We start from the raw sequence: 21,573 nt of genomic DNA on the forward strand, positions 1-21,573 counted from the left end.
TTCGGTGACGGTGGTGCTGTTATCGGTACGAGTGCGTACCGATACGCCAGTGTACCGATACGGCCGCGTACCGGTACACTGGCGTATCGATAGATGAACGACACACCGCCGGCCGGGAATTTTCCGGCCGCCCGAGGACGCCGGGAGCACAGGCCATGACGTCGCAGGCTGCGGACCGACCCGAGCCGGTCGGTTCCTCGCGCCGCTCCAAGATCACGCCGGAGCGTGAGCAGGAGTTCTACGACGCCGTACTGGAGCAGCTCCGCGAGTGCGGATACGACTCCGTCACCATGGAGGGCATCGCGGCCAGCACCCGGTGCAGCAAGTCCACCCTGTACCGGCAGTGGAAGACCAAGCCCCAGTTCGTGGCGGCGGCGCTGCGCTCCCACCGGCGGACGCGCTGCATCGACACCGGCTCGCTCGCGGACGACCTGCGCGAGGCCGCCCGGGCGGCGGGTGAGCTGTCCGGCCGGGACACCAAGCTCCTCCAGGCGCTCGCCCATGCCGCGCCCCAGGATCCCGAGTTGCAGCGCGCGTTGCGCGAGGCGCTGGTCGAACCGGAGATCGCCGCGCTGAAGGAGATCATCCGGCGCGGGGTCGAACGGGGTGAGGTGCCCGCCGATCACCCGGCGCTGGAGTACATCCCGGCGCAGATGTTCGGCGTCCTGCGCATCCGGCCCGTGCTGGAGGGCGAGGACGCGGACCCCGACTACCTGGTCCGGTTCGTGGAGGCGGCCGTGCTGCCGACCCTCGGCCTCACCTGAGACCCGGGCCGCCGTCCACGGGATGACCGGACGGTGACCGGATCGCGCCGACCCGTGGGGACGGGGGCGGCGCGCACCCCCCGGCCGGGCGGGGTGCCCCTGTGAGCGGCGGGGGCGCCCCACCCGGCCGACGGTGTCCCGGCCCGGCCGGGCCGGTGCCGGTCAGACGGTCTGTCCGTTGCCGCCGCCCGTCGACACCTTGATGCCCTTGGTGATCTCGTCCAGGACGGCCTCCTTCTGGTCGGCGTCGATGCCGAAGCGCACCACGACCATCTGCTTGGCGTTCACGGGAGAGGGGAACGCGAGCGACTCCACGATGCCGTCGGCGCCCTTGCTCGTGACGGCCTTCCAGCGGACCAGGTAGCCCTTCTGCCCGGCCACGGTCACGGCCTTGGAGTCCAGCACGTCGTGGGAGGTGATCCCGCCGTAGGACTTGCCGCCGTAGGACTCCTCGGCGTTCGCCGCGATGTCCGCCTTGGCGATCTCCTCGGCGGTGCTGCCCTTGGTGCCGAGGGCCAGGGCCGGGGCCGAGTAGGCTCCGCCCTTCGTGCACGTCGAGGACGTGTCGCCGGGGCACTTGTAGGCGTCGTCGGACGTCACCTGCGCGCCGACGGCGACCTCCTGGCCGTACCAGCCCTCGGGGATCGGCAGGCTGATCCCGCTGACCGCGTCGGTCACCGACCCGCTCCTGATCTTCGGCGGCTCGGACTGCCTGGGCGAGGGACTCTGCCCACCGGAGCCGCCGTCCCCGCCGGAACCTCCGGAGCCCCCGGACCCACCGTCGCCGCCGGAACCCCCCGACCCGCCCGGTCCGCCGAACGGCCCGCCCTGGCCCCCGGGCCCACCCGGGCCGCCCGGTCCCTGCGAGCTGGCGGAACCGCCGCCCGAACTGCCGTTGTCGGTCAGCGCGTACACGCCGACACCGATGCTGGCCAGCACGACGACGGCTGCCGCCACGGCTATCCCGATCCGCAGCCCTCGCCCTCGGCCTGCGGCCGGAGGCGCGGCGGGGTAGGCGGGATACCCGGGGGCAGCCGGGTGCCCGGTGCCGGGCGGATACCCAGGACCGCCCGGATAGGCGGAGGCTCCCGGGGCGCCGGCCCCGCCCGGATACGCGGTGGCTCCCGGTTGTTCGGTGCTGCCCGGGTATGCGGGTGCTCCCGGGGCGCCGGCTCCGGCCGGATTCCCGGCGGCTCCTGGTTGTCCGGCACTTCCCGGATCCACCGAGGCCCCCGGGGCGCCCGCGCCGGTCGTATTCCCGGGCGTTCCGGGCTGTCCGGCACTCGCTGGATATGCGGAGGCTCCCTGGGTTCCTGTGCCGGTCGGCTCTCCGGCACCGGCCGGACTCCCGGGGGCTCCCGGTGCCCCGGCATCGGCGGGCTGCCCCGCTTCCGGCTGTCCGGCGCCGGTCTGCTGCCCGGCGGCACCACCCTGTTGCCCCGCGGGCGGCGTATCACCTGAAGGCGCCGGATCTCCCGACGGAGCCTCGCCAGGGGCCGGATCGCGCGTAGGGGGACCCCAGGTCGCGGTCGGCCGTGCCGGGCGGATGCGGTCCGTCCAGGTCTTGCCGTCCCACCAGCGCTCGGTGGCGGGCCCGTCACTTTTCTGTCCGGGGTCGGGGTACCACCCGGGAGGAGTCTCCTGCGTCATGCCCCCACCGTATGAGGCGTGGGTGAAAGTGGGATGAGAGGAGCCGAACGGATCGCGTCAGTCCAGCAGCAGGCGCGTCGGCCTCCGGCCGGCCGGCGGGGGCAGCCGCAGCCCGTCCCGGCCCGGCGTCAGGGCGGCCGCCAGGGTCTCGCGTACGGCCCTGTCAGCATCACCGCCCGCCGCCCGAGCAGGTCGCTGAGCAGCCCCGCCGGCACGATCGTCACCGCGAACCCCAGGTTGGCCAGCACGGTGGCGATCAGCGCCTGCTGGAAGGTCGCGCCGACGTCCGCGACACCACTGGTCAGCACCGTGCTGCGGTGCTGGTCCCACCATCTCGGCCAGCGCTCCGGGCACCGCCTGGGCGCTCTTGGGGATGGGGCGGGTGAACGCCTCTGCCAGCGCGCGGTCCAGGCGCCGTCGAGGTCGGTGCCGCGGACGCGTGCGGTCTGGTGGGCGATGAGGTGGCCAGGTCGGATCATCTGCGACTCCGTAACCATGCTGCGGCAGCGCGCTGGTTGGAGTATCAGCGGTCGCGGCCCTCAGCCCCTGTACCTAGCGTCGTGAGCAAAGACCGCGCAGCAAGAAAGGAGGGCTGGCAGATGCCCATCCTTGCGTATCACCACAGCCCTGACTGGACGCAGGAGCTCTACCAGGCGACCATCGACCAGGTCATTCCCGACACTGACAACCTGCCGAGTGGGATGATCGCCCACTATGCAGCACCGCTGGAGGGAGGCGGTTGGCAGGTTGTCGATGTCTGGGAGTCTGCGGAACATCACGACCGCTTTCTTCGCGAACGGGTGATCCCGGCCGCCCAGGAACTCGACGCGCCCCCGTTCGAGACCGAGATGACCGAGCTCTACAACTCGATGGTCGCTTAGCAGCGCTCGCCGCACTGCCTTGTGGGCAGCAGACTGTCTGAAGGCTGCTTCAGCGTCGGTCCGTGGAACGGACAACGGGCAGAAATGAAGGGCCCTCATGGCCTGCGAGTCCTCTGTGGCCTGTGGCGGGCATCGGCCGGAAACGACGGCGAGTTGCTCGCGACTCTCTCGAGTGGGACGCCATGGAGGACCTGGTTTGCTCTGCCGCTACTCGTTCCCGCGCGGCACACAGCACCTGGTAGACGTGATCCAGGACGTCGCATCAGGCACGGTTGCACGTCGGCGGTTCCACGGCCGCCAGGGGCCTCAGCCACGGGTCGGCGTGTGACTGCAGCTCACCACCAATGGCGTGGCCCAGCTCGGGCCCCACATGCTCCGTGCCCGCCCTGCGGGAGGCTGCGCGAACCGCGTTGGAGCGCTGAACATTCTTTACGATCACCGGCGCCGCCCTGTCCGCACTGGCCTCGGACTGGGCTACCGGACCGCTCGCCGCACTCGCCCAGAGCCGCAACGGACAACCGGTCGGCGAAGACTCGGTCGCGTTCCTGGAGAACACCGGATCGCCAGCCTGCACCACGCGAGCACTGCCATCCCCCGTCCTGCACGCAATGCTCTCACTGACCCTGCGACACCGTCCGAGCCAGATGATGTCCAGGACGGACAGGTGCCGGGTGAGGCGGTTGATCACGTAGACGACGGACAGCTGCCCGATGGAAGCGGCGCGGACTTCCTCGCCTTCCCGGGTCGCCGGCGTTCCACTGTGGCCAGCCCCCCGACGAGCGCACCGCGTGTGTCGACGGCCGGGGCCGCCGCGAGGCGCACCTGCCGGGTACGCACGACGTCGTGGAGCGGCGTGATGGTGTAGCTGTGCCTCGAGCCCTCCAGGGCCTTGGCCCAGTCCCGTCCGAAGGCCGGTACCTCTATGAATAGGAAGGTGGGACGGCTTCCTACCTGAAGCGGTAGATCAGGCCGATGCTGTGCCATTACGGTCAGTGGCAAACTGACGGGGCTTCGCTGTCCTGTTTTCTCCAGGCCCGCGTGGGCTATGACTGAAGGATCGGTGAGCCGGTGGCTTTGGCGGGGGCGGCACGTGTGTGGGTGTGGGTGACGGCAGTCCTGGCGGGACTGGTGACGCTCGGCCTCGTCTTGCTGGCCGTGCTGAGGGATCTCGACACGGCAGGACAGACCTCAAGTGTGGCGGGAGCGGTGGTGGGAATGGCCGCGCTATTGGTTTCGGTGATCACCTTGTTCCGCAGCAGTGGCGGCGGTGGCGGCCGGAGGGTCCGCGCGGGCCGCGGCGGTGTTGCGGCTGGCCGGAACATCACCGGCTCCGCGCTTGGAGACCGCTCGAAGGTGACAGGCTTTCGCACACGACCGAGCGCCGGCCCAGCCCGCGAGGGGACAGATGACGTGCACGCGGGTCGCGACGGAGTCGCGGCCGGCGGTGACATCACCGATAGCGCCCTGGGCGAGGACAGCCAGCGGTGAAATGGCTTGCCAGGCGGCACCGCAGTGACAACGCTGCCTCCTCTAGACCAGCCACAGAATCTTCGGTGCCCCACAAGGTAAGCGCGGGGAAGGGCGGGGTTGCAACCGGCGGCGACATCATTGGATCAGCGTTGGCCCCCAACAGTCAGGCCAACTACGTCGAGCATCTGCACGTGGCAATCCGCCATCGTGAGGTGGAGTGGCCGGTAGTCATCGGCACTCTGCCGACTCTTGCGTCGGCATTTCAGCCCCGTACGGGGCTGCGAGACCAAATCGCTCGGGCCCTTGGGAGTGGCGACACCGTTGTATTGGCCAGTGGCTCTGCCGAGCCAGAGCTGGCTGCTGGAGATGCGAAGGGCCTGCAAGTGCCCACGCAAGTGATGTCGGGCGGCGGTGGCGTCGGCAAATCGCAATTGGCCGCGGCTTTTGCTCGTGACGCCATCAGGGATGGCACCGATCTGGTGCTGTGGACATCGGCGAGCGATGTCCAGCAAGTCATCACCGCCTACGCCCAAGCAGCGTTGAGCGTGCAGGCACCTGCCAGCACCGGTCAGGACCAGCTCTCTGATGCCCAAGCGTTCCTGACCTGGCTGTGTGGCACAGATCGACGTTGGCTCGTGGTCTTAGACGACATCACTGACCCTGCAGGCATGGACGGCTGGTGGCCCGACAGCCCGCGTGCCAATGGTTGGACACTGGCCACCACCCGGCTCAAGGATCCTCGTCTGACTGGTGGGGGACGCGCTCGAATTGACGTCGACGTCTACAGCCAGGCTGAGGCCACTGATTACCTCACGGCCCGCCTTGCTCACGATGGCAAAGAACACCTGATCGACGACCAGGTTTCGGCACTCGTCGGCGCCCTCGGATACTTGCCACTGGCACTCGGTCATGCCGCTGTCTACATGATCCGCGAAGAGATTACCTGCCGTCCCTACCTCGAACGGTTCACCGATCGAGCCGCCCGGCTGGACGAACTCTTGCCCCGCTGGGCAGACACGGAACGCTACGGCCGACAAATCACCACCACCCTTCTCCTCGCCCTTGATGCCACTGACCGGGATCCCCTCGGCCCTCTGGCCCGAGCTGCGCTCCTTGTCTCGGCGGTCCTCGATCCTGCTGGACACCCTGCGGCCCTTTGGAACACTCTTGCCTTGACCGCTTACCTCACCGATCACCGTCTTGCTTTCTCCTCGGGGAGAGCGGTCACGCCAGTCACAGGTGATGAAGCACGCGCAGCACTTCGGCTGCTCGACCGATATGGACTGATCACTTACTACGGCTCCGCCGTTGAGTCTCGTGCCGTACGCATACACGCCCTCACCGCACGAGCAGTACGCGAAGCTGCCTTGGAAGAGCATCGCACAGCCGTCATCACCGCAGCAGCTGATGGCCTCGTCGCTATATGGCCCAACCGCGACCAGACACAACGTGAGCTTGCCAGCGTTCTCCGAGCCAACGCCGACGCGATCTGTACCTATGCACGAGAGGTTCTCCAGGCTCCTGACTTTCATCCTGTTCTTTGGTGTGTCGGCACTAGCCTCCTCAACGCCCACCTACACAGAGCGGCTGTTGCCTACTGGAGCGCTTTGGTGGCCGACTGCGAGCGGCTTTTGGGTAACGACCACCCCGACACACTGACCGCCAGGTCCAACCTTGCCGTCGATTACTGGCGGGCGGGGCGGAATGACGAAGCCATGGTCCTGATGGAGCAGGTGCTGGCCGCCCGAGAGCAGCTCCTGGGCAACGACCACCCCAACACCCTGACCGCCCGCACCAACCTCGCCGCCTCTTACCAGACGGCAGGTCAGACCACCGCAGCCATCACGATGAAGGAGCAGGTGGTGGCCGAGTCAGAGCGGCTTTTGGGCAATGACCACCCCGACACCCTTATCGCCCGCAACAACCTCGCCGTCTCCTATCGAGTGGCAGGTCAGACCACAGAAGCCATCATGATGACGGAGCAACTACTTGTCGACTGCGAGCGGCTCTTGGGGAAAGGTCATCCCAACACCCAGGCGGTCCGTGACAATCTCGCTGCCTCCTACCAGGAGGCAGGTCAGACCGACAAGGCCATCATGCTTGAAGAGCAGGTGCTGGCCCACTGCGAGCAGCTCCTGGGCCACGACCACCCCGACACACTGGATGCTCGCGCCAACCTCGCTGCCTCTTACTGGCAGGCGGGACGGGTCGACGAAGCCGTTGGCCCCCTTGAGCAGTTGGTCGCCGACTCTGTGCAAGTGCTGGGCGGTGATCATGCCAGCACCATTACCGCTCGTTCCAACCTTGCCGTCTTCTACTCGCAGGCGGGACGGGTCCCGGAGGCCATTGATTTGCAGAAGCGGGTGGTGGACGACCGTGAGCGGCTCCTGGGCCGCGACCATTCCGACACCCTGACCGCCCGCGCTAATCTCGCCGTCTCTTACTGGCGAGCGGGGGAGACCGGCGAGGCCATCGCGATTGAGGAGCAAGTGGTCGCCGATTACGTACGATTGCTAGGTAGCGACCACTCCGACACCCTGACCGCCCGCGCCGAGCTTGCCCTGTCCTACCACCAGGCAGGGCGGATCAGGGAGGCCATTAGCCTGCAGGAGCAGGTGGTGGCCCGTCGGGCACAGCTACTGGGCCACAACCACCCGGACACTGTCCGCAGTCGTAACGCACTGTCCCTCTGGCAATCAGCGGTAGAGAGTCCCTGTCAGCCGCCGATCCGTGACTGAGGCATCTGCGGAGAATTTCGTCAGCTGGCCCGTGCGCAGATGCAGCCGCGTAAGCGTACGGGCGAGATCCAGGAGCGGCATGTCGTCCCGACCGGGATGCCGGACCCGCTGACGGCGGAGTCCGCCGAGGAACTCGTCGAAAAGCTGCGAGAGGTCCACCGGTGGGCGCTTCGTCCCTCATACTGGGAGCTGGAAGAGCGCACCGGCACGGCCCACAAGCGCTGCGCGCATCGGGGTCCAGCTGGCGCAGCACCATCCGCTGGCCGAACACCCGGAGATCGAGATCGCCGACGCGGCCGCGTATCCGCTGCGACTCCCGGACCGTGCGGCCAACCCCGTGATCCACGATCAGCTGTCCGCACTGTTCCGAGACACCCGACCACACCCCCGATTCCACACGCCCGCAGTCTCTTTCGACATGTCTCAGCGCGACCTGCGCGACGGGGTCACCCTCGCCCCGGCCGGAGAAGCCGCGGCCACGGCACAACCGGCCGGTCTCACCTGGCGACCGCTGCGGGGCGCGCCCAGCCTGACGATCCACCTGGTCCTCCCACGCGAGCAGGCGCCGCTGCACCGCCGCATCCGTGCCGTCGCCAAAACCCTGGCGCACGAGCTGCACTGGCTGCCGGACTGACGCGCAAGAGGTCAAGCGAGACGGACGCCTGTGGTGGCGAGGCCCAAGACCTTGCGCCCGGCGGACTTCGCGGTGATGACGACGGCGGTCTTGCTGAACGTCCGACACGACCTCGCTACGCCGGCGGATCAGCATCCGATCATGGCCCCGGGTCAGGTGCCGCTGCTGCGGCCGGACGAGCAGGTGTTCACGGCGATGCTGGACGGCTGGTCCAACCAGCAGCTCGCGCGGAACCTGGCGTTCTCCACGATCGAGGGCCGGGAGATGGTGGTACGCGCCTTCGTCCAGCACGCGGACACGTTCCCCTGGGCCTGGTCGCCGCGGATGGTCGACGAGTGGCTGAGCGACCTGCGGTCGGTGCGGCGCCTGCGCCGTTCCACGATCCGCAATTGCCAGGGATCGATCCGGTCCTTCTGCTCCTTCATCCCGACCCCGCCTACGGATGGGCGGCGACCTGCGAAGAGCGTTTCGCAGCCCACCCGACTCAGACCGTGCACGAGTGGAACACGGCGGTGCACGTGGAGGAAGCCGAGGCCGATCTCGGCAAACAGGCCTTCACCCGGCAGGAGTTGCAGGCGTTCTTCGACCACGCCGACGAACGGGTCGGCGGCCGGGTCCACAAGGGCTGGCTGCCCGCCTTCCGCGACGCGATGCTGTTCAAGACCGCTTACGCCTTCGGCCTGCGCCGCAAGACGCGGATGCTGGACGCGGTCAACCGGCTCGCCGCCCAAGCGCCGCAGCGTGCTGACCGTCTTCGACTGGTCGGCGGAGATCCTCCAGCGGTTTTCGCACGTGGTCAGTACGGTGAAGCCGCAGTAAATGCGTACACCTCGCCTCGGCGACCGGAACGGACCGCCGCAGGTCGCGACGATCACGGCAGGGGCTCCATGGCAGTAAACCCGTTATTTACTGCGGCAGTCTCAGGTTGTTTGCCGGGGCCATGCCCCCAGATCCTCCGTCACGGGCAGGCACTCGGCGAGCAAGTCGACGACGTCGCGCCAGGCTCGCTGCGCGTGCTGTGAGTGGTAGCCGACGCCGGGGACCGCGGGGTGGTCGACCGGCGGGTGATGGAAGGCGTGCAAGGCGCCGCCGTAGACAGTGAGGCGCCAGTCGACGCCCGCGGCCTGCATCTCGGCGGTGAACGCGTTCCGTTGCGCGGGCGGCATGATCGGGTCTTCCGACCCGACCCCGGCCCACACTGGGCAGCGAATGCGCGCTGCCTCGCCCGGTCGTCCCGTGGTAGTTGCGTTGACTGTCCCGATCGCGCGCAGGTCGACGCCGGCTCGCCCGAGTTCCAGCGCGATGGCGCCCCCGGTGCCATAGCCGATGGCGGCGATACGGTCGGGGTCGGTCCGCGGTTCGGTGCGCAACACGTCGAGCGCCGCTTGGCCGATGCCCCGCATTCGGTCGGGATCAGCGAGCAGTGGTATGCAACGGGCCAGCATCTCCTCGGGGTCGCCCAAATAGCGTCCGCCGTGAAGGTCGAAGGCCAGCGCTACATATCCCAGCTCGGCGAGGGCATCGGCCCGCCGGTGCTCGACGTCGCTGGGCCCCATGCCCTCGGGTCCGAGCAGCACCGCGGGTCGGCGGTCGATGCCGGTCGGGAGCGCGAGGTGCCCGATCATCGTCAAACCGTCCGCCGGGTACTCGACCGTACGCGTGGTAATCGTCGTCATGAGACTGGACTGTAGTGATCTCCGAGCACGGTCCGGCCGTGAACGACTGCCACGACCCGTACAGCCCCCGCCGGCCCGGCGGCGCGAACTCCGTCATCACCGACACGGCCCCGCCGAACTCCCCGCCCGCCGACAGCCCTTGGAGCACCCGCAGGAACGTCAGCAGCCAGGGCGCCAGGGCACCGGCCTGCGCGTACGTCGGCAGCGCGCCGATCAGCGTCGTCGCCACCGTCATCAGCGTGATCACCAGGACCAGCACCGGACGACGGCCGATCCGGTCGCCCAGGTGGCCGAAAAGTGCCGCGCCGACGGGGCGGAAGAAGAACGCCAGCGCGAACGCGGCGTACGTCTTCACCAGCCCCTCGATCTCACTGCCGCCCTCCGGCGTGAAGAGCCGCGCCGCGGTGATCGTCGCGAAGTAGCCGTAGACGCCGAACTCGTACCACTCGATGAGATTGCCCACTGACCCGGCGACCAGCGCCCGCCGGCCCCGCCGTGTCTCCCCGGTGTGGTGAATGAACGTCACCTCCCTTGCAATTGCACGCCGTTGACGCGAAGACGGCTGGTGACGGCCCGGGTGCGTCGTCCGACCGCACCCCGTGTCACCCGTCACGGCAACAGGTGCCCCGAGCATCCTCCACTCAGGCAATCGGAGGGCTACGCTCGACGTCAGTACGTCGTTCGGGCGACTTGGGGAGGTAGCGGGATGACGGAGGTACGGCCCACGGCCGCCGCCTCGGCTTCCCTGTGGGAGCGCGACGAGGAAGTCGCCGCCGTCGCGCGGGCGGTCGACAGCCTGTGCGCGGACCGCTGCTCGTCGGGAGGGCTGCTGGTCTTCCGCGGCGAGGCCGGACTCGGCAAGACCGCGCTGCTGGCCGAAACCCGCCGCATCGCCGAGGCACGGGGCTGCCAGGTCTGGTCGGCCCGCGGCGGCGAGACCCTCAGGTCGGTTCCCTTCAACGTCGTACGGCAGTTACTGCAACCCGCGCTGATGTCGATGCTGCCGGAGGAGGCCCGCGAGTACCTCGGGGACTGGTACGACATCGCCGGGCCCGCCCTCGGCATTGCGGACCCGGGCGACCGGCGGGCCGACCCGCAGGGCGTGTGCGACGGCCTCGTCGCCGCCGTGCGCCGGCTCTCCCGCCGGGACTGGCCGCTGGTGCTGCTCATCGACGACGCCCACTGGGCGGACCAGGAGACCCTGCACTGGCTCGCCGCGCTGGCCGAACGCCGGGACGAGATGTCCGTCCTGGTCGTGGTCACCCGCCGCCCGGGCGAGGTCTCCGGCACGAGCGCCCGGCACCTCGACACCGTCGCCGCCGCCGCGGACGGCCCCGGCGCGACCCTGAGCGCCCTCACCCCGGACGCGACGGCCGGACTCACCCGCGCCGCCCTGGGCGAGCACGCCGACGCCGCGTTCTGCCGAGAGGTCTGGGCCGTCACCGCCGGCAACCCCTACGACACCGTCGAGCTCCTCGCCAAGGTGCGGGACAGCGAACTCGAACCGGTCGAGGCCCGCGCCGGGGAACTGCGCGAGCTGAACCGCTCGGCCCGCGGCGGCGGCGTCGTCGCCCGCCTGGAGGAACTCGGCATCGACGCCACCAGGTTCGCCTGGGCCGCCGCCATCCTCGGTACCGGCATCTCCGTCGACCTGGTCGCCAAGCTCGCCACGCTGAAACCCGACGAGGCCCGCCGCTGCGCCGAACTGCTGCGCACCGCCCGCATCCTCACCGCCCCCGACCCCGCGACCGGCCGCACCGCCGAAGGCGACCTGGAGTTCGTCCACCCGCTGATCGCCACCGCCGTCTACAACTCGATCCCGGACGCCCTGCGCACCGCCATGCACGGCATCGCCGCCCGCATCGTCACCGACGAGGGACACGGCGCCGCTGCCGCCGCCCGCCACCTCCTCGAAGTCCACCCGGACGACGACGAGGAACTCGTCGAGCAGCTGCGCGAGGCCGCCCGCGAGCACCTCGCCGTCGGCGCACCCGACGCCGCCCGCCGCTGCCTGGAGCGCGCCCTGGAAGAACCGCCCCGGCCCGACGTCCAGGCGCACGTCCTCTGCGAACTGGGCTTCGCCACCCTCCTGACGGCGCCCGGCAGGACGATCGGCCACCTGCGGACGGCGCTCGGCATGCCCGGCCTCGACGGCGACGACCGGGTGGACGCCGTCGTCCGTCTCTCGCAGGCGCTGGTTCACCACGACAAGCTCGAGGAGGCCGTCCGCACGGTCGAGGCGGAGGCGGCCCGGCTCGAACCCGGGCCCGCCCGGATACGGCTGGAGGCCGTGCGCCTCATGTGGGAGGGGATCCACGCCGGCGAGGTCGCCTCACCGGGCCGCTCCGAGCGCCTGGCGGAGCTCGCGCGGACCTGTACCGGCCGCGACAACTCCGAACGCGCGCTGCTCATCCTGCGGGGCTTCGACGCCTTGATGCAGGGCGAGAACGCCGAGGAGGTCGTGGAGCTGTGCGACCGTACCCTCGTCAATGGCCGCCTCGCTCCCGGGCTCGGGTGGACCGGCACCGAGTGGGGCATCGAACTGCTGCTCATGCTGGCCAACGCGTATGCGTACACCGACCGCCTCGACCGCGCCGAAAACCTCTTCAACGACGCCGTGCGCGCCTACGAGATCGCCGGCTGGACCGGCGGGCACCTCGCCCTCGCACACGCCTATGTCGGCGTCGCACACCGCAGGCGCGGCCGCCTCGGGGACGCGGAACAGTCCCTGCGCGAGGCGCTGCCTCTCGCCGAGCGCGTCGGCCGCGGACTGCCCCTGTACTGGACCGTCATCTGCAATCTCGTCGAAACGCTGCTCGCCCGCGGTCACGTCGATGAGGCCTGGGACGTCGCCGAACGGTATGGCTTCGCCCCGCCCTACCCGTCGACCATAGTGCTTCCGGATCCGCGGGCGGTGCGCGGTCGGCTGCTGCTCGCCGTCGGCCGTACCAAGGACGGCACCAACGAACTGGAGGCCGCCGAAAAGGCGGCGGCCGTGCGCGGCCACCACAACCCGGTACTCGTCCCCTGGGCGGCCGACCTCGCCCGTGCCCTCGCCGCCGAGGATCCGGCCCGCGCAGCCCGGCTCGCCGTAGATGTCCGCCGGCAGGCCGAGCGCTTCGGCACGGACACCGCGATCGGCGAGGCCCTGCGCTGCGCCGCCGCCTTGGAGACCGGCCAGCGCGCGGTACGCCTCGCCGCCCAGGCCGTCGCCTACCTGGAGTCCTCGCCCTGCCAGTACGAACACGCCGCGGCCCGCATCGAGTACGGCGTCCTCGCCCGCTCGGTGAGCGACCTCAACCGCGGCCTGGACCTGGCTGTTTCGTGCGGTGCGCACGGGCTGGCGGCGAGGGCGCGTGCGGAGCTGGAGTCAGGGGCCGGGTTGCGGTGAGCGCAGAACCCCGGTGACCCGGGCCGGCACCAGCCGACCGATCGCCGCGGTCGGTCGGACACACGCGCCCTGGTCGGCGAGCCCGATGCCGTCAGGCTCGCACCAGCTGGTCCGTCATCGCCGCCAGCCGCGCCCGCGCTTGCGGGTCGTACGCCGCCTCATGGGCCCGCGCCGGGCTCGTCCGGTCGTAGTACCGGCCGCTGCCCAGGTCGCGGGTGGCCAGGGCCAGCACACCGGCCGCCCCGTCGGCGACCGTGCTCCACGGCGTGACGTCCGCCTCGCGGACCATCGCCGTGTCCATGTAGGTCGCCGGGTGCAGCACGTTCACCGAGACGCCGGTGCCGTCCAGTTCCCCGGCGAGGGCGAAGGTGTGCGCGGCGAGCGCGAACTTGCTGCGGCAGTACGCCGACACGCCGTCGTAGCCGCGGGTGAACTCGGGGTCCTCGAAGTCGAGGGGTTCCTGACCGGCCGAACCGACGTTGACGATCCGCGCCGGCGCGTTCGCCCGCAGCACCGGCAGCAGGGCCCGGGTGAGCACGACCGGCGCCAGATAGTTCACGGCCAGCCGCAGCTCGTGTCCGTCGGCGCTCAGCTGACGGCCCGCACCGGGCGCCCCGAACCCCACGCCCGCGTTGTTGATCAGCACGTCGAGGTCGGGATGCGCGTCGGCGACGTGCCCGGCCAGCTCGCGCACCTGTGCCAGCGAGGCCAGGTCGGCGACGAGCGCCTCGGCGTCCCCCTCGGCGCGCAGTTCCCCGGCCAGCCGCTCGGTGCGATCCGCGTCCCGGCCGTGGACGAGGACGACATGCCCCAAGCGGACGAGTTCGAAGGCGACGTACCGGCCGAGCCCCGAGGTGGCGCCGGTGATCAGGATGGTGGACATGCCCCCACCGTAGGCACGCCGGGCGGACCGGAGCGAGCTGCCGCCGAGCCCAGGGGGTGTCCGTAAAGTCCCGTCGTCCGCCCGGAGGGCGGGCCCTGCGGCGTCCGGTGCGTGCTCTGGGGGTCCCCCCGGCCGAAGGCTGGGGGAGTGCCGGGCGGACGCCCGCGTGCTGGTTGTACGCGGGTGGTCGCCCGGTGCGGCGAGTGGGGGCACCTCCCACGCCCTTGAGGCAGTGGGGGAGCGTGCCGGGCGTCGCCGGGCAGGCGGGACTTTGCGGACACTCCCTGGGACCAGCAGGATCACCCTGGCGTGCCGTCCTCCTCCGCCAGCACGCGCTGCGCCGTCGCGAACGCCGAGTTCGCCGCCGGTACCCCGCAGTAGACCGCGCACTGGAGCAGCACCGCGCCGATCTCCTCCGGCGTGAGCCCGTTGCGGCGAGCCGCCCGGACATGCATGGCCAGTTCCTCGTAGTGGCCGTGCGCCACCAGCGCGGTGAGGGTGATCATGCTGCGCTCGCGGCGCGACAGCGTCGGGTCCGTCCAGATCTCGCCCCAGGCGTAGCGTGAGATGAAGTCCTGGAAGCGCGCCGTGAACGGGGTCTGCCGGGTCTGCGCCCGGTCGACGTGCGCGTCGCCGAGCACCTCGCGCCGCACCTCCATACCGCGTGCGGCGTTCCCGCCGAAGTGTGCCCGCAACGCGGTCAGCACCGCCTCCGGGCACTGCGCCGGCGCCAGGTGGGAGGCGCCCGGGAGCTCCACGAGCGCAGCGCCCGGCACCGCGTCCGCGATCTCCCGCAGATGCGCGGGCGGCGTCGCCGGATCGTCCCGCCCGGCCACCAGCAGGGTCGGCACGGCGATCTCCGGCAGCCGGTCCCGCAGATCGAACGCGGCGAGCGCGTCACAGCAGGCGGCGTACGCCTCCGGGTCGGCGCGACGGTGGTCCTCGATCAGCTCCGGCACGGTGAAACCGGAGGTGAACCAGCGCGCGTCCGCACTCTCCGCCAGCCCGGCCAGCCCTTCCCGCCGCACCAGCGCGGCCCGCTCCTCCCAGGGCTTCGCCCCGTTGAAATGTGCGGAGGAACAGATCACGGCGAGGGACGACAGCCGCTGCGGACGGTGTACGGCCAGGTGCAGCCCCACGGCCCCGCCCAGCGACACACCCGCGTACGCGAACCGTTCGATGCCGAGCGAGTCGGCGAGCGCCAGCACCAGGTCGGCGAGCTCACCGACCTCCGCGCCCGCGCTGATGAGATCGGCGGCCGAGCCGCCGTGTCCCGGCAGGTCCCAGCGGACGACCCGGTGGGTGATCGACAACTCGGGCGCCACCTTGTCCCACAGGGCGTTCGACGTGCCGAGGGAGGGTCCGAGCAGCAGCGGGGGTGCGGAAGGGGGCCCTTCGGCACGGTGGGCGAGGAGTGTCAACGTCGCTCCAGAGCACGGTCGGTGAGGGCTCCGGCGGAGCCGGTGTAGTGGGTGGGGTCGAGGTCGACGTCCGCCAGCTCCGGCGCCTCGGCCAGTGGGCGCCCCTCGGAGGCCAGCCGGGTCAGGAGTTCCTTGGCGCGGGCGCGGCCCAGCACCGGGGCCAGCTCGGCGGACAGCCGCTCGGAGACGATCAACCCGCCGGTGAGATCCAGGTGTTCACGCATGGCCTCGGGCCTGACCCGCAGTCCCTCCGCCAGCTCGGCGGCGTCCCGGGCGGCCCCGCCGGCCAGCCGCAGCAGGTCCCGCAGCGGCTCCCACTCCGCGTGCCAGGCCCCGGCCGGCCGCTCGTCCTCCGCCGCCAGCGACCCGTACAGCGTGGCCGCGAGCTGCGGTGCCCGCCGCGCGGCGGAGGCGATCAGGGTGGACCGTACGGGATTGGACTTGTGCGGCATGGCCGACGAGCCGCCGCCGCTGCCCTCCGCGACCTCGGCGATCTCGGTGCGCGAGAGGGTCAGCACGTCCACGGCGAGCTTGCCGAGCGCGCCCGCCGTGAAGGCGAGACAGCCGGCCAGATCGGCGACGGGTGTCCGCAGGGTGTGCCAGGGCAGATCCGGTGCGCACAGGCCGAGTTCACGGGCGTAGGCCACCGGCAGCGCGGCCGGATCGTCCGCGCCGTACGCCCCGAAGGCCGCCAACGTGCCCGCAGCGCCGCCGAGTTGGGCGGGCAGCGAGTCCCTCACGGCCTGCACCCGGTCCCGCGCGTCGAGGACGAGCGCCCGCCATCCGGCCGCCTTCAGTCCGAACGTCGTCGGTACGGCGTGCTGGGTGAGCGTCCGCCCCGGCATCGCCGTGTCACGGTGCCCGGCGGCCAGCCGCGCCAGCGCCCGTTGCGTGCGGCCGAGATCGGCGAGGACCGGGTCCAGCGTGCGCACGGCGACCAGCATCGTCGCGGTGTCCATGATGTCCTGGCTGGTCGCGCCCCGGTGGACGTAGGAGCCGTACTCCTCGCCGACGGCCTTCGTCAGCTCCGCGACCAGGGGGATGACGGGGTTGCCGCCCGCGCGGGCCCGCTCGGCGAGGGACCGTACGTCGAAGGCACCGGCACCGGCCGCCTCGGTCACCGCCGTCGCCGCCTCGGCGGGGGCCAGCCCGAGCGCCGCCTGGGCCCGGGTCAGCGCGGCCTCCGCGTCGAGCAGCGCCCGCAGATAGGCGTGGTCGCTCGTGGCGGACGCCGCCGCCGAGTCGGCCCACCCGGGGGCGAGCAGGCCGGTGTCACCTTGGGCAGCTGTCACTGGAACTCCAGGAAGACCGTCTCGCCTTCGCCCTGAAGGCGGATGTCGAAACGGTACGTGCCGGCCGCCTCCGCCACGGCGATCAGCGTGTCGCGGCGCCCGTCCTCCAGCCCGGACAGCAGGGGGTCGGCGGCGAGCACGGCATCGTCGCCCGGCAGGTAGATGCGGGTGTACAGGTGCACGAGCAGTCCGCGCGCGAAGACGCAGACACTGATGTACGGGGCGCTCCGCCCGCGCGCACCGGGCCGCAGCGTACGCGCGTACCAGTGGCCGTTCGCATCGGTCTGGATACGCCCCCAGCCCGTGAACTCCACCCCATTGCGCCCCAGGAAGCCGCCCGACGCCGGGTCGCGGCGCATCGACCCGTCCGCCGTCGGCACATTGCCGTCCGGGTCCGCGCTCCACAGCTCGATCAGGGCGTCCGGCAGCGGATCGCCCGCGCCGTCGGTGACGTACCCGTGCAGGGTGACCGTGTCCGGATGCCCGAGGGGCGCGATGTCCTCGCCGCCGCGGAAGGGCAGGGCGTGGCCGTAGAACGGGCCGACGGTGTGCGACGGGGTGGGCAGCACAGTCTCCGGCCTGCTGGTGTCGATCTTCGTCATGGCAGGTCAGCGCCCTTCTTCGATCCAGGTGGCGTTCGGGCCGTCCAGCACGATGTCCCAGTGGTAGCCCATCGAGAACTCCGGCACCGACAGGCCGTGGTCGTACGTCGCGACCAGCCGCTGCCGGGCCGCGTCGTCCGTCACCGACTGGATGATCGGGTCGTAGGGGAACAGCGGGTCGCTCGGGAAGTACATCTGCGTCACGAGCCGCTGGGTGAACGCCGTGCCGAAGAGCGAGAAGTGGATGTGCGCCGGCCGCCAGGCGTTGAGGTGCTGGCGCCACGGGTACGGGCCCGGCTGGATGGTGGTGAAGTGGTAGCGGCCCTCGTCGTCGGTGAGGGTGCGGCCCACGCCGGTGAAGTTCGGGTCCAGCGGGGCGTCGTGCTGCTCGCGCTGATGGGCGTAGCGGCCCGCCGAGTTGGCCTGCCAGATCTCCACGAGCTGGCCGCGCACCGGACGGCCGTCGCGGTCCAGCAGCCGCCCGGAGACGGTGATGCGCTCCCCGATCGGCTCGCCCTCGTGCTGCCGGGTGAGATCGTTGTCGATCTCGGTGATGTCCCGCTCCCCGAAGGCCGGGGAGGCCAGCTCCACCAGCTCCGGATCCTTGCTGACGTCGATCGTGACCGGCGGCTGCTTGGGATGCCGGAGCACCGAGGACCGGTACGGCGCGTAGTCACGCCGCGGCTGATGCTCGACGGGCCCGCCATCGGCGAGCCGCTTCTCGTACGCGGCACGCTCGGCCGCGATCTCCTGGTCGATGTCTTGCTGAGTGAGAGTCATGGGGTCCCCTGAAAGGTTCTTGTGAATCGCGCCCCAAAGGGGCGCGGGGAACTGCGCGACCAGCCACAGGCGGGCCGCAGCCGCGCGGATCGCCTAGCGTTCCAGGACGAGGGCGAGTCCCTGTCCCACCCCGATACACAGCGTCGCGACACCCACACCGCTGCCACGCCGGGCCAGCTGATGAGCAACGGTTCCGGCAAGCCGAGCCCCGGACGCCCCCAGCGGATGCCCCAGCGCGATCGCCCCACCCTGCGGATTGAGAATCGCCGGATCGAACTCGGGCCACTCGGCCACACACCCCAGCACCTGCGCCGCGAACGCCTCGTTCAGCTCCAGCACGGACAGGTCGTCGAAGCCCTTGCCGGCCTTGGCCAAAGCCCGGTTGACCGCCTCCACGGGCGCCAGCCCGAAGTAGTCCGGGGCGATCGCGGAGACACCCGTCGCGCGGACCCGGGCCAGCGGCTCGCGCCCCGCCGCCCTCAACCCCTCCTCATCCACCAGCAACAGCGCCGCCGCACCGTCGTTGAGCGGCGACGCGTTGCCGGCCGTCACCGTCCCGCCCTCCGGACGGAACGACGGCTTCAGCCTGGCCATCGCCGCCAGGGACGCATCCGGGCGGACACACTCGTCGGCGGCGAAGACCACCGGGTCACCCTTGCGTTGCGGAATCTCCACCGGCGCCGACTCGGCGTCGAAGAACCCGGCCCGCTGAGCCTGCGCGGCCTTCTCGTGACTGCGCAGGGCGAACTCGTCCTGCTGCTCCCGTCCGATCTTGTGCTTGTCGGCGATGAGTTCGGCCGACTCACCCAGCGGAATCGTCCACTGCGGCTCCATCCGCGGATTGACCATGCGCCAGCCGAGGGTCGTGGAGTACAGCTCGGTGTGCCCGGCCGGGAAGGGCCTGTCGCTCTTGGGCAGGACGTACGGCGCCCGGGTCATCGACTCGACCCCGCCGGCCAGCGCGATCGAGGCGTCGCCGACGGCGATCGCACGGGCCGCCTGGATCACGGCCTCCAGGCCGGACGCGCACAGCCGGTTGACGGTCACCCCCGGCACGGAAGTGGGCAGGCCCGCGAGCAGGGCGGCCATGCGGCCGACGTTGCGGTTCTCCTCGCCGGCGCCGTTGGCGTTGCCGAAGTACACGTCCTCGATCCGCGTCGGATCCAACTCCGGTGAACGGGCGAGGAGTTCGCGAATGGCGTGCGCGGCCAGGTCGTCCGGGCGCACGCCGGCCAGTGCGCCGTTGTAGCGGCCGATCGGCGTGCGGACCGCGTCGACGATGTAGACGTCCTTCACTTCACGCCCTCCGGCACGGTCAGTTCGGCGTCGGTCTTGGCGGCGATCTCGGCGGCGGTCACGCCGGGCGCGGTCTCGACCAGGACGAGTCCGCCGTCGGTGACGTCCAGGACGCCGAGGTCGGTGATGATCCGGTTCACGCACCCCTTGCCGGTCAGCGGCAGGGCGCACTCGGTGAGGATCTTCGGGGAGCCGTCCTTGGCGGTGTGGGTCATGACGACGACGACCGTGCGGGCGCCGTGCACCAGGTCCATCGCCCCGCCGATCCCGGTGATCAGTTTGCCGGGGATCGCCCAGTTGGCCAGGTCGCCCCGCTCGGACACCTGCATGGCACCGAGCACGGCGACGTCGATGTGCCCGCCCCGGATCATCGAGAACGACAGCGCCGAGTCGAAGAACGAGGCGCCCGGCAGGACCGTCACCGTCTCCTTCCCGGCGTTGATCAGATCCGGGTCGACGGCGTCCTCGGTGGGGTACGGACCCGTGCCCAGGATGCCGTTCTCGGATTCGAGGACGACCTCGACGCCCTCGGGCAGGTAGTTGGGGATGAGGGTGGGCAGGCCGATGCCGAGATTGACGTACTGGCCGTCCCTCAGCTCCCGCGCCGCCCGTGCGGCCATCTCCTCGCGACTCCAGGCCATCAGGACCTCACCGTCCGCTGCTCGATCTTCTTGTCCGCCGCCTGCTCCGGGGTGAGCGCGAGCACCCGCTGCACGAAGATGCCGGGCAGATGCACCGCGTCCGGGTCGATCTCGCCGGGCTCCACCAGCTCCTCCACCTCGGCGATCGTGACCCGCCCGGCCATCGCGGCCAGCGGGTTGAAGTTCCGGGCGGACTTGCCGAAGACCAGGTTGCCGTGCCGGTCGCCCTTCGCGGCCCGGACCAGGGCGAAGTCGGTGCGGATGCCCCGCTCCAGCACGTACTCCGTGCCGTCGAACTCCCGGACCTCCTTCGCCGGGGAGGCGATCGCGACCCCGCCCTGCCCGTCGTAGCGCCACGGCAGCCCGCCCTCGGCGACCTGTGTGCCCACCCCGGCAGGGGTGTAGAAGGCGGGGATCCCGGCGCCGCCGGCCCGCAGCCGCTCGGCCAGCGTGCCCTGCGGGATCAGCTCGACCTCCAGCTCGCCGGCCAGGTACTGCCGTGCGAACTCCTTGTTGGCGCCGATGTAGGACCCCGTCACCCGGGCGATCCGGCCGGCCGCCAGCAGGACCGCCAGGCCGGACTCCATCGCCCCGCAGTTGTTGGAGACCACCGACAGCCCGGCCACCCCGCGCTCGTACAGCGCCCCGATCAGCACGTTCGGCACACCGCTCAGCCCGAAACCGCCCACCGCGAGCGACGCGCCGTCCGGGACGTCGGCCACCGCCTCCAGGGCTGTGGCGACCACCTTGTCCATCCGAGAAGCCCCATCTCTTCCGAGTGACCCGACCGCTATTTAGTCAGGGCACTGAGTATTTCCGTGAAGCTGCTCTCACGCTGCCATCGGGACGGGAGGGCGTCAAGGCCTCGGTGAATCCGCCCGTGATCCCTTGTGTGGGTGGCAGACAGGCCGGGAGCAGCCGGGTATTGTTCAGTGCGCCAACGAATACTCGGCAGGGCGAACGCGAGCGAGGGGTGCACATGGCGGCGGCGGACCTCACCACCCACCCCGGGCACCTGGCCCGGCGGCTCCAGCAGGCGCACTACCTGCTGTGGAACACGATGGTCTCCGAGGAGATCACCTCGCCCCAGTACGCGGTCCTCAACACGCTCGTCGACGAGCCCGGTCTTGACCAGCGCACGGTGGGGGAGCGGGTGGGCCTGGACCGGTCGACCGTCGCCGAGGTGATCAGCAGGCTCAGCCGGCGCGGCCTCCTCGACAAGGTCCGCGACCCGGAGGACGGCCGCCGTTCCCTGCTGCGTCTCACGGCCGAGGGCGAGCGCACCCACCGCAAGCTGACCGTGCGCACCGCCCGGATGAACCAGGTGTTCCTCGCCCCGTTGTCCGCCGAGGAGCGGACGGTGTTCTTCGACCTCATCCGGCGTGTCGCGGACGCGGCCGAGGAACTGCGCAACCCGGGGGAGTCCCTGGTGGCGCCCGGCTGACGGGCGTGAC

The 21,573-nt window shown here is 70.9% G+C and carries 19 protein-coding genes and 3 pseudogenes; 7 read left to right on the forward strand and 15 right to left on the reverse strand.

Annotation, left to right across the window (positions count from 1 at the left end):
• The first annotated feature begins 155 nt into the window (after nucleotides 1–155).
• On the forward strand, nucleotides 156–764 hold the full coding sequence (locus ABZ192_RS02515) for a TetR/AcrR family transcriptional regulator (protein WP_356922672.1): 609 nt from the start codon (nucleotides 156–158) through the stop codon (nucleotides 762–764).
• Nucleotides 765–926: 162 nt separating this feature from the next.
• On the opposite strand, the gene ABZ192_RS02520 is transcribed toward ABZ192_RS02515, so the two are convergent.
• The 3 genes and pseudogenes from ABZ192_RS02520 to ABZ192_RS02530 all read right to left on the reverse strand — a co-directional run bounded on the left by ABZ192_RS02520 (nucleotide 927) and on the right by ABZ192_RS02530 (nucleotide 2,893).
• The gene (locus ABZ192_RS02520) at nucleotides 927–1,988 is read right to left on the reverse strand and encodes a hypothetical protein (protein WP_356922951.1); all 1,062 of its coding nucleotides are present in this window, start codon (nucleotides 1,986–1,988) and stop codon (nucleotides 927–929) included.
• A gap of 309 nt (nucleotides 1,989–2,297) precedes the next feature.
• Nucleotides 2,298–2,414: pseudogene (locus ABZ192_RS02525) on the reverse strand (DUF2510 domain-containing protein); the annotation flags it as partial.
• Between the two features lie 128 nt (nucleotides 2,415–2,542).
• Nucleotides 2,543–2,893: a hypothetical protein gene (locus ABZ192_RS02530; protein WP_356922969.1), complete on the reverse strand. Its 351-nt coding sequence runs from the start codon at nucleotides 2,891–2,893 to the stop codon at nucleotides 2,543–2,545.
• A gap of 120 nt (nucleotides 2,894–3,013) precedes the next feature.
• On the opposite strand from ABZ192_RS02530, the gene ABZ192_RS02535 reads away from it, so the two are divergent.
• A complete protein-coding gene (locus ABZ192_RS02535) occupies nucleotides 3,014–3,295 on the forward strand; it encodes a hypothetical protein (protein ID WP_356922673.1) in 282 nt (93 codons plus the stop codon).
• A gap of 684 nt (nucleotides 3,296–3,979) precedes the next feature.
• Here the strand turns inward: ABZ192_RS02535 and ABZ192_RS02540 are convergent.
• On the reverse strand, nucleotides 3,980–4,279 hold the full coding sequence (locus ABZ192_RS02540) for a DUF6247 family protein (RefSeq protein WP_356922674.1): 300 nt from the start codon (nucleotides 4,277–4,279) through the stop codon (nucleotides 3,980–3,982).
• Nucleotides 4,280–4,399: 120 nt separating this feature from the next.
• Between ABZ192_RS02540 and ABZ192_RS02545 the strand changes: the two genes are divergently transcribed.
• The 3 genes and pseudogenes from ABZ192_RS02545 to ABZ192_RS02555 form a co-directional block, all read left to right on the forward strand.
• Nucleotides 4,400–4,783 (forward strand): hypothetical protein, encoded by a 384-nt coding sequence (locus ABZ192_RS02545; RefSeq protein WP_356922675.1) that lies wholly within the window; start codon nucleotides 4,400–4,402, stop codon nucleotides 4,781–4,783.
• A gap of 65 nt (nucleotides 4,784–4,848) precedes the next feature.
• Nucleotides 4,849–7,503, forward strand: a complete 2,655-nt coding sequence (locus tag ABZ192_RS02550; RefSeq protein ID WP_356922676.1) for a tetratricopeptide repeat protein — start codon at nucleotides 4,849–4,851, stop codon at nucleotides 7,501–7,503.
• Between the two features lie 214 nt (nucleotides 7,504–7,717).
• Nucleotides 7,718–8,137: pseudogene (locus ABZ192_RS02555) on the forward strand (LysR substrate-binding domain-containing protein); the annotation flags it as partial.
• 152 nt (nucleotides 8,138–8,289) lie between these two features.
• On the opposite strand, the gene ABZ192_RS02560 reads toward ABZ192_RS02555, so the two are convergent.
• From ABZ192_RS02560 to ABZ192_RS02570, 3 genes and pseudogenes are all read right to left on the reverse strand, one after another.
• The gene (locus ABZ192_RS02560; RefSeq protein WP_356922677.1) at nucleotides 8,290–9,012 is read right to left on the reverse strand and encodes a hypothetical protein; all 723 of its coding nucleotides are present in this window, start codon (nucleotides 9,010–9,012) and stop codon (nucleotides 8,290–8,292) included.
• A 45-nt stretch (nucleotides 9,013–9,057) separates the two neighbouring features.
• Nucleotides 9,058–9,813: a dienelactone hydrolase family protein gene (locus tag ABZ192_RS02565; protein WP_356922678.1), complete on the reverse strand. Its 756-nt coding sequence runs from the start codon at nucleotides 9,811–9,813 to the stop codon at nucleotides 9,058–9,060.
• A 37-nt stretch (nucleotides 9,814–9,850) separates the two neighbouring features.
• Nucleotides 9,851–10,339, reverse strand: a pseudogene (locus ABZ192_RS02570) (MFS transporter); the annotation flags it as partial.
• 180 nt (nucleotides 10,340–10,519) lie between these two features.
• On the opposite strand from ABZ192_RS02570, the gene ABZ192_RS02575 reads away from it, so the two are divergent.
• Nucleotides 10,520–13,204 carry an AAA family ATPase gene (locus tag ABZ192_RS02575; protein ID WP_356922679.1) on the forward strand — a complete coding sequence of 895 codons (2,685 nt, stop codon included), beginning with the start codon at nucleotides 10,520–10,522 and terminating at the stop codon, nucleotides 13,202–13,204.
• A 91-nt stretch (nucleotides 13,205–13,295) separates the two neighbouring features.
• On the opposite strand, the gene ABZ192_RS02580 is transcribed toward ABZ192_RS02575, so the two are convergent.
• The 8 genes from ABZ192_RS02580 to ABZ192_RS02615 form a co-directional block, all read right to left on the reverse strand.
• The gene (locus tag ABZ192_RS02580; protein WP_356922680.1) at nucleotides 13,296–14,087 is read right to left on the reverse strand and encodes an SDR family NAD(P)-dependent oxidoreductase; all 792 of its coding nucleotides are present in this window, start codon (nucleotides 14,085–14,087) and stop codon (nucleotides 13,296–13,298) included.
• Between the two features lie 299 nt (nucleotides 14,088–14,386).
• The gene (gene pcaD, locus ABZ192_RS02585) at nucleotides 14,387–15,508 is read right to left on the reverse strand and encodes a 3-oxoadipate enol-lactonase (RefSeq protein WP_356922681.1); all 1,122 of its coding nucleotides are present in this window, start codon (nucleotides 15,506–15,508) and stop codon (nucleotides 14,387–14,389) included.
• On the reverse strand, nucleotides 15,505–16,800 hold the full coding sequence (gene pcaB / locus ABZ192_RS02590; protein WP_356922682.1) for a 3-carboxy-cis,cis-muconate cycloisomerase: 1,296 nt from the start codon (nucleotides 16,798–16,800) through the stop codon (nucleotides 15,505–15,507). The genes pcaD and pcaB overlap by 4 nt, the downstream gene beginning before the upstream one ends.
• Complete coding sequence (gene pcaG / locus ABZ192_RS02595; RefSeq protein ID WP_356922683.1) at nucleotides 16,797–17,402, reverse strand: protocatechuate 3,4-dioxygenase subunit alpha; 606 nt, start codon at nucleotides 17,400–17,402, stop codon at nucleotides 16,797–16,799. Before pcaG ends, pcaB begins: the two co-directional genes overlap by 4 nt.
• Before the next feature lie 6 nt (nucleotides 17,403–17,408).
• A complete protein-coding gene (pcaH, locus tag ABZ192_RS02600) occupies nucleotides 17,409–18,182 on the reverse strand; it encodes a protocatechuate 3,4-dioxygenase subunit beta (protein ID WP_356922684.1) in 774 nt (257 codons plus the stop codon).
• 93 nt (nucleotides 18,183–18,275) lie between these two features.
• Complete coding sequence (locus ABZ192_RS02605) at nucleotides 18,276–19,478, reverse strand: thiolase family protein (RefSeq protein WP_356922685.1); 1,203 nt, start codon at nucleotides 19,476–19,478, stop codon at nucleotides 18,276–18,278.
• Nucleotides 19,475–20,119: a CoA transferase subunit B gene (locus ABZ192_RS02610; RefSeq protein WP_356922686.1), complete on the reverse strand. Its 645-nt coding sequence runs from the start codon at nucleotides 20,117–20,119 to the stop codon at nucleotides 19,475–19,477. The genes ABZ192_RS02605 and ABZ192_RS02610 overlap by 4 nt, the downstream gene beginning before the upstream one ends.
• Nucleotides 20,119–20,874, reverse strand: a complete 756-nt coding sequence (locus tag ABZ192_RS02615; RefSeq protein ID WP_356922687.1) for a CoA transferase subunit A — start codon at nucleotides 20,872–20,874, stop codon at nucleotides 20,119–20,121. The genes ABZ192_RS02610 and ABZ192_RS02615 overlap by 1 nt, the downstream gene beginning before the upstream one ends.
• A 224-nt stretch (nucleotides 20,875–21,098) precedes the next feature.
• Here ABZ192_RS02615 and ABZ192_RS02620 point away from each other — a divergent pair, with 224 nt between their 5' ends.
• Nucleotides 21,099–21,563 (forward strand): MarR family transcriptional regulator, encoded by a 465-nt coding sequence (locus tag ABZ192_RS02620; RefSeq protein ID WP_356922688.1) that lies wholly within the window; start codon nucleotides 21,099–21,101, stop codon nucleotides 21,561–21,563.
• Nucleotides 21,564–21,573 lie beyond the last annotated feature (10 nt).

The sequence above is a fragment of the Streptomyces sp. NPDC006235 genome, assembly GCF_040613735.1.
GTDB lineage: Bacteria > Actinomycetota > Actinomycetes > Streptomycetales > Streptomycetaceae > Streptomyces.